Source organism: Gammaproteobacteria bacterium (genome assembly GCA_003696665.1).
GTDB lineage: Bacteria > Pseudomonadota > Gammaproteobacteria > Enterobacterales.
Genome location: RFGJ01000232.1, coordinates 1 through 6,940, shown reverse-complemented (window position 1 = coordinate 6,940; position 6,940 = coordinate 1). Strand labels below are relative to the sequence as shown.

Sequence of the window (6,940 nt, the reverse complement as noted above, 5' to 3'; positions counted from 1 at the left end):
GACCACCATATCCGTGATGGTGTGCAGGTTCTGGGGCTGTTGGGCCTGCTGCAGGCGGGCCACGATCTGGTCTACGGCCGGTGGGGCTGTGCAGGCGGCTAGAAGAAAGATCATCAGGGGCCAGATCAACTGCGGCAACCGAGAATTCGTCATGTTCTAACCTCCTCTGAATTTCGTGTACCCGTATGGAAGTCCACCGCACCCGCCAAGATGTAAGAAGCAACCAAGATCACAGGTGATGACTTCGAGATATCGAGTACCAAAGTTACGAAGCATATGGCTGCACCGAGAGCGTATGCGATCAACGAGCTCCTCCAGGATTTAGAGTTCAGTGGTCGCATGCTTGTATTGGTAAACGCCCACATAAAAATCTCGAAGGCGAACACCTCTCCGAGGATTAGTATGACTAACGTCGCCAAGGCAGGGAGTATCTCCAGCCAAAGTAGAAAAATGGCAGGAAATAGGCCCAACCGTAAAAGCGAGACTTCCATACTTTGTCTAGGCACCCATAGGGCCACGGTCAACAGAACGAGAACGTCGACTCCAATGATGTATGCATAGACCAATTTGGTGGGCCAAGCAGTGACGTGATGGAGGTAGGAGAGATTCTGGAAGACCGCCCACTGCAACCCGAAAAGCGTTCCTACAGCCACCCAGTGGACAGCCGGTATGTTCCGATCCATTTTCGGGATACTGCTGATTTCAGATCGGAAGAAAAAGAGGAACCCGAATTGGATCAAAGCAAGAAGGATATTTAAAAGATGGTGCCAGAGGCTCAGCGTGTTAGGTAGAAAGATATTCAGTCCGTCAACAAATAAAACATTGAGAATGAAAGCTGCCAAGATAAATAGAAGGCTGCGGCGAAGCGGACCTTCGTCTCGCGGGCTATTCATGGAAGACAGGATTTGCACGAAAACAAAGTAAAACAGTGAGATAAAGCCGATCAGAAGAACAGGTGTGAGGAATATCCGGCTGCCCGGCCAGTTTTGCCAAATGATCAAACATATACCTATCGTGACTGCCGACAAAATACGAAGCCGATTCCATCCGACTTGCCTACCCAGGTAGGGGATGGGGACTATTGCGATCCATAACGCAAGAAGAACAGCAGAAGTTGAGACAAACGAAACCTGCGCGGCTTCGAATATCCCTGATCGGCTCATGGAGGAGGGAATCTCACGGAGCAGACTGTAGCCCAGAAACAGTGTGATCAGAGAAAACAAGTCGCTCCATGAGATCAATTGCAGGTTTTTTCTTGCCATAACGCATCCCAGCGAATCATCCGAGTTTTTGCAAGAAAGAAGTATCGGCATATTGGCCTCAGTAGGCCAATATGCCGATCTGTATTGCGAAACAGACCTTAACATTCCCGTGTGCAGACTTTCTCCCAACGGGTACATTCATCATAGGCCGGTACATAGCAAGCCGCATAGCATCCAGCTCCACAGGCCCAGTGATTGCCTCCTAGCCCAGTACAACCGTATGTACAAACAGACCAGCAAGTCCAATCTTCATGGCCCGGATGATGAATGACGTTCCTGCACTCCCATCGACAACGAAGCTCACAGTCTGGCGTTCCTGCCCGTAAGATTGTCGGCGCCCCCTGTTGTTCGGCCAATTGCCGAGCTGCTTCCACCCGCCCATCCGCCTGAGTCAATTCGAAAACGACGTTGTCTGACAGCACAACAATACGGTTCAAATCCGCACTGTTGTGAAATGTGAGTTTCGCCTGTCGTGTACCAATGTCAGGGATTACGCGTATCATATCCACAACCCGATCTTGATTCACGACAAAAATCACATAGGGATATACTTCGACTGTTAGGTTTGTCCGAATTGGCTGTCCCAAATCGAACGTAAGAAATGTGTATTCGTTGCCATGTTGAATGGCTGTAGGAAACTGCGTAAATAGCTCAGTTCTAACTGCCTGGAACTCCGGAGAAGCCTTCAGCTGGGCGAGTAAGTTTACACCTGAAGAATTCACCACAGTTGGCAGAAACACCCTTGTGGTAGGATTTGGTTCCGGCCCATCACCGGCTTTGGCACTCCCTGACAGCCATCCGCTGAGAGTTAGGCCTGCCAGCAGGCCGCCAGCCAACCGCAGCATACCCCGCCGACCCGGCTGAAAGACAGTGGCGCTCTGTACAATCTGCGCCAGCCGCACCGCCCGCCGCGGACCTAGCACCCGCACCAACCGGGCGCGCAGGCCGATGCCTGCATACACCCGCCGCCGGTCACCGTCCATCTCCAACAACATGGGCTCCCAGCGCCAGCCGGGTTTCACCTCATCCAGTATAGATCGCACTTCAGGATCGCGCAAGCTGCGGACCGTGAGTTTGCCGTCCGCGGCTTCTTCCACCTGGCGGGCAAGGGAGGTGCAAAGGCTGCACCCAGAATCGAAGAGCAGATAGCGTTCCATGACAATCCTCCTCTGTGGGTTGTGAACCAAACCAGATTGTAGGAAATCGCTCCGGAGCTTGCTGTCAGTTTACCACGGGGGGGGTGATGTCAAGGGGTTTTGCGTGAAAATTTCGCACCAATTTCTGGACAATCCGGCGGTTCAGCTTACGGCGATGTTCGAATAGCGACGATACGGAGGAGAGGCGATCTCTAGTCGTTGGTTCTCATAATAGCCGGGTCATGCGTAAGGGGGCGGGCCATCCACCCTAGGCCGCATGAACCCAGACACAAGATGACGCCTGCCAACCCAATCACAGAGGGGCTGCCCAGAAAACTTGCTAGCAGACCTAGGCCCGAGCTAGAAATGGCCTGAGAGAGCTTGATCAGCGCCCATGCAACACTTGTTGTCCGTCCCCGCAATTCTGATGGCGTCAATTGGGCGATTTGGACATTGCCAACCAGATTCCCGGCGCCATAGAACAAAGCGCTCAGGAAGCGAACGCCCAGGAGCAGCCAGAATGTGCGCACAGAGAAAAAAGGGAGAAGGAAAAGGCCGGATGCGGCTGTGCTGCCCAACAACATGGCCCATGGACTGAACTTCTTTTCCAGACGGACTGCAAAGATCGACGACAGTACATAGCCAGCGCTGGCTGCTGCCGTGAAGAGGCCAAACTCCCAGGGCCCCTTTTCTAACACCGATTCGATGAAATCCACGAACAATGGAAAGACACCGATCATGGTGAGCCCACGCAGCGTGAGCACTGCAAGGATGAAACGCAGTCCTGTATTCTGTAAAATAAATGTAAGGCCTTCGGCGATCTCGTTTCCAATCCTACCTGCGAACGAGCGCTGCAAGTGGGGCTGGGGAATGTGGGCCAGAACAATGAAGACGCTGTTGAGCGCAAACGTAAGCACGTCTAGCATGATCGCGCGTCGAGGGCCGATCATGGCGACGATTCCGCCGGCAAGGGCTATACCAAGAACGTCTGTTGTCTGGACAACGATGATGTTCAGGGAAACCGCCCTCGAATACAATTCCTCTCCCACCAGATCGGGCATAAAGGCCTGGCGTACATAGATCTTGAGCGGCTGGGCCATGGCGCTTACAAGAATCCACGACAGCATCTGCCAGGCCGCGTGACTGTACAGAACTCCCATCAGACCAAGGGCCTCGATCCACACCGCGCCGATCAGCAGCGCTCTCCTGTTCTTGCGATCCGAAATCACACCCGCAATGGGGCCAAATAGGATCCACGGCGCGTACTGGAGCGCAAATGCACTGCCCAGAAGGGATAGGCTTTCTGTTGTCTGATACACATAGATCGGCAACGCCACCCTGGATAGTGCATCGCCCCCGTAGGAAATAAGCTGCCCGACAAAGAGCAAAACATAGTTCCGATTGCGAAATAGATCAAAGTACGTAGCGCTCTTTTTCATAGCCGCCATGAAGGTCCCTAGTCGTTTGATCTACAAGGGAGGGGGCCGATCCTTTATCCTTTACCTATTCCAGAACAGGAACATGCTCCATACTGCGTAGCGCAGCCACAGACGTGGCATCCCACTCTTCGGCGATCTGCACAAATCGAAAATGGGGCCCCACCGCCCGATTCAACGAGACATGCAGGGTCCGCAAGAAATCATCCTTTTCTTCGTGGTAAATCCGTTCCGCTTTCTCAATCTGCTCGTCACTGAGCAGCGCATGGCCGCGACGTGCAAAATCGAAGAAGAGCCGTTCGTGTTCGTAGAACAACGTCGCATGTCGGCGCAACAACTCTTCTCGTTCGGCCACAGATACTTCATCGATGCGCCCCCATTTGATCTCCAGCGCCTCCGTAATGGAAGCAAACTCCAACTGAAGAGACACTTGTCGTTCGTGGTACGCCAAGCTGAGATCAAGCAAGCCCTCAATTTGCTCACAGGAGAGGCCCAACTCCTTGTGGTGGGCCAATAGACGCGTGAATAAGGCTCCAGGAGCGGCCATCGATTTCACGGGAGCGTCGATCAGATAACCAGCATGAGCTGTTACGGGATGGTTGACTGTACACATTTTCTCCACCTCCTTAATCCTAGCGCCATCCAATCATATTGACAAACAAGATCAGCCCCCTAAGCCTACCGTCAGTTTACCACGGGGGGGGTGATGTCAAGGGGTTTTGCGTGAAAATTTCGCACCAATTTCTGGACAATCCGGCGCTTCAGCTTACGATAGGTGCGGGTCCGCGGTGGCGGGGTGGCGGGTTCACGGCGTGCATGTGCATGCACATCTGGGCAAGACGACGAAGCGACGCGGCGGCGATCCATCCGGATGGATCGCCGCCGCGAAACCGAAGTCTACAGCACGCGTGGAATGTACACCAGCACGACGCCGAGTGTGAGAACCATGAGCACGATTATCATTCGTTTGCGCTCAGGTGTCATCGTACCTAATCGGATCACTCCAAGCAGCGTCGCCGCACACACCAGGAAGGCCGTCAGATTCACCAATAATACGAGTTTCGCAAGCATGGCCACCGTTCGTTTGGCTTTTGGCTACGAATGTCTGCTCTGTCGGCGACGACCCGGTTTAGGCGTCAACGGTCATTCATTAAGATAGCTCAGAGGCCATTGAACCCGGTCAGGTATAGGCGAACAGAGAAGTACAGCGTAAAGGCGACACCCAACAAACGAAGCCAGAATCGCTTCTTGTCTCTCTTGTATTCTGCCTCAGCCACAGCTTTGAGGCTTCTGGCAAAGAGGATGAAGAAAACGATCAGATTGACGCCGAATGCAATCTTGCCCAGTATCATGCTAGCATCCCACCGCGTTGTAGGCTATTCGATACGGTTTGAGCGGAATGCAGTTCCGCTCGCTTCTCAAGGCATTGGTAATTGGTCAGAGCCGTAGGAATTACTATTGGTGCCATACGTACCCCCACTGCCCTAGCCATGTAGTCTGCCAGTATATCCCTCGATTTCCACCAATGTCATCGATCCATGCGAGGGCTCCTGCGCCAACGGCAGCAAGAGCAGCAACGACAGCATCTGGAATGAAGCCCAACTCCGCAGAGAGCCATCCTAGCGCTGCACCCACACTCAGGGTATGAATAATGTTACGCGTCAAACACTCATTGGCATAGTACCTGGGTCCATACCAGAACCAGCGGATTCCCGTCCAACCCGCACAGGCCGCAGCCTGTGGAGCCAACCCCGCCGGCGTTCCGCTCGCCACAACGGTCAGAGGAACTTCCTGCCCGTAGATGTTTCTGCCTGAACTGAGCGAGACTTCCTCCAGACGAATCGCGCCGGCTCGAATCTGGGTGTTAAGATAGCCGAGACTGGCCTGTAGCTCGGCAAAGATGCCCTCAGGTACACCGATTTCCGACCCGCGCCTGACGTTCAGGTGGAGTTGTCCGTCCTTCGCCAGGTAAAGATGCTCCTCCATCCGCCGGATGGCTTCTTCGTAACGAGTTTTCTGAGCCAGTTGTTGTTCCGCAATCTGCTGAGGACTCTGTTCCGTGGAGGTCGCGCCTGTGGCGCCGCTCACACTGGGCAGAAACACCCGGTGGACAGGCGTATCGCCGTGTCACCGCCGGTAGGACCCGATTGGGCCAGGACGGGCGATACACCGCCCAGCAGTAGGCTAACACACAACAACACCGCAAGCAATTTTCTCATGACAATCCTCCTCTCTGGGTTGGGTAGAGAAGCAAGTGAGATTGCAGGAAATCGCTCCGGAGCTTGCGTTCCGCCGATAGGCGCCGCTTATTTTTCTAACAATTGGAGACGAAAGAGTTCCACGCCGCGTAACAGGAACGCGCGCCCGTATCAGAAGTGTAAGTAATGGACGTTGGTTTCACCGAGATATATTGAAACTCGTGACGGGTGACAGCATAATCGCCATATCCGATCGATGTCAGGTTGTTCGTCTGGGCCAGAGTTGCGTTTACGAGCCATTTGTCATGTTGTGCTTGCAAGAGTGGGCCTGTATGCCAAATCCTCGTGTAGGCTCTCAGCCAATACATTGTGATTCCTGACGAGGAACGGCCCACAGAGCCACCGGTGGCGGGGTGTCCGATAGTCGAGGCTGTGCCTACCGTACCGACAGGATCGACCCACACACTTTTGCTTTCTGCATGGACTCGACTTTGGCCGAGCCCCATCCCCATCAAGACGCTGATGAAGAACACAAGCACGGTTTTTAGCAAGGCTCTTGAGAAGCGCATAGGCCTATACTCCATGTGGGTGTTAAAGCATCGCACAAGCAATATTTGCTATTTCAGTATTGGGGATCTGTTGATTGTTCTTGAAAATCCGACCGGCTTCTATAGACGTTTTCAATCCATCTGTACAGATTGGCGAAAAATCTATCGACATCTTCAGCTGTTGTCAGCTTCCCGCGCTCGCCGCCTCGTTCAGCCAGGAGTGGCTTCTCAGTGTCAATCTTCACTACGTTGCCCCGAATAGCCTCTGCCAACCAGCCTGCTCTGCGCATAGCGGCTACATCCTCCGAAGCCCCCAACAGAAGCGCCTGCAGAAGATAGTAGCCATCGTCGCCGATGGGG

8 protein-coding genes are annotated in these 6,940 nt (G+C 53.6%); all 8 read right to left on the bottom strand.

All coding sequences use genetic code 11. The annotated features are described in order from the left end of the window. Positions 1-149 precede the first annotated feature (149 nt). Positions 150-1,262: a hypothetical protein gene (locus D6694_06630; protein RMH43802.1), complete on the bottom strand. Its 1,113-nt coding sequence runs from the start codon at positions 1,260-1,262 to the stop codon at positions 150-152. 98 nt (positions 1,263-1,360) lie between these two features. Next, positions 1,361-2,419, bottom strand: a complete 1,059-nt coding sequence (locus D6694_06625; protein RMH43801.1) for a hypothetical protein — start codon at positions 2,417-2,419, stop codon at positions 1,361-1,363. 191 nt (positions 2,420-2,610) lie between these two features. Next, positions 2,611-3,846 (bottom strand): MFS transporter, encoded by a 1,236-nt coding sequence (locus D6694_06620; protein ID RMH43800.1) that lies wholly within the window; start codon positions 3,844-3,846, stop codon positions 2,611-2,613. 55 nt (positions 3,847-3,901) lie between these two features. Continuing rightward, positions 3,902-4,381, bottom strand: a complete 480-nt coding sequence (locus tag D6694_06615) for a hypothetical protein (GenBank protein RMH43799.1) — start codon at positions 4,379-4,381, stop codon at positions 3,902-3,904. A 613-nt stretch (positions 4,382-4,994) separates the two neighbouring features. Further along, positions 4,995-5,186 carry a hypothetical protein gene (locus tag D6694_06610; GenBank protein ID RMH43798.1) on the bottom strand — a complete coding sequence of 64 codons (192 nt, stop codon included), beginning with the start codon at positions 5,184-5,186 and terminating at the stop codon, positions 4,995-4,997. Between the two features lie 103 nt (positions 5,187-5,289). Then, on the bottom strand, positions 5,290-5,937 hold the full coding sequence (locus D6694_06605) for a hypothetical protein (protein ID RMH43797.1): 648 nt from the start codon (positions 5,935-5,937) through the stop codon (positions 5,290-5,292). A gap of 211 nt (positions 5,938-6,148) precedes the next feature. Further along, positions 6,149-6,616, bottom strand: coding sequence for a hypothetical protein (locus tag D6694_06600; protein RMH43796.1), 468 nt, complete (start codon positions 6,614-6,616; stop codon positions 6,149-6,151). Positions 6,617-6,654: 38 nt separating this feature from the next. Beyond that, the coding region (locus D6694_06595) for a hypothetical protein (GenBank protein ID RMH43795.1) at positions 6,655-6,940 on the bottom strand (286 nt) is incomplete at its 5' end.

Coding starts and splice junctions, on each gene's coding strand:
- D6694_06630 (RMH43802.1), bottom strand. CDS start 1,262: ATGGCAAGAAAAAACCTGCAATTGATCTCATGGAGCGACTTGTTTTCT.
- D6694_06625 (RMH43801.1), bottom strand. CDS start 2,419: ATGGAACGCTATCTGCTCTTCGATTCTGGGTGCAGCCTTTGCACCTCC.
- D6694_06620 (RMH43800.1), bottom strand. CDS start 3,846: ATGGCGGCTATGAAAAAGAGCGCTACGTACTTTGATCTATTTCGCAAT.
- D6694_06615 (RMH43799.1), bottom strand. CDS start 4,381: ATGGCCGCTCCTGGAGCCTTATTCACGCGTCTATTGGCCCACCACAAG.
- D6694_06610 (RMH43798.1), bottom strand. CDS start 5,186: ATGATACTGGGCAAGATTGCATTCGGCGTCAATCTGATCGTTTTCTTC.
- D6694_06600 (RMH43796.1), bottom strand. CDS start 6,616: ATGGAGTATAGGCCTATGCGCTTCTCAAGAGCCTTGCTAAAAACCGTG.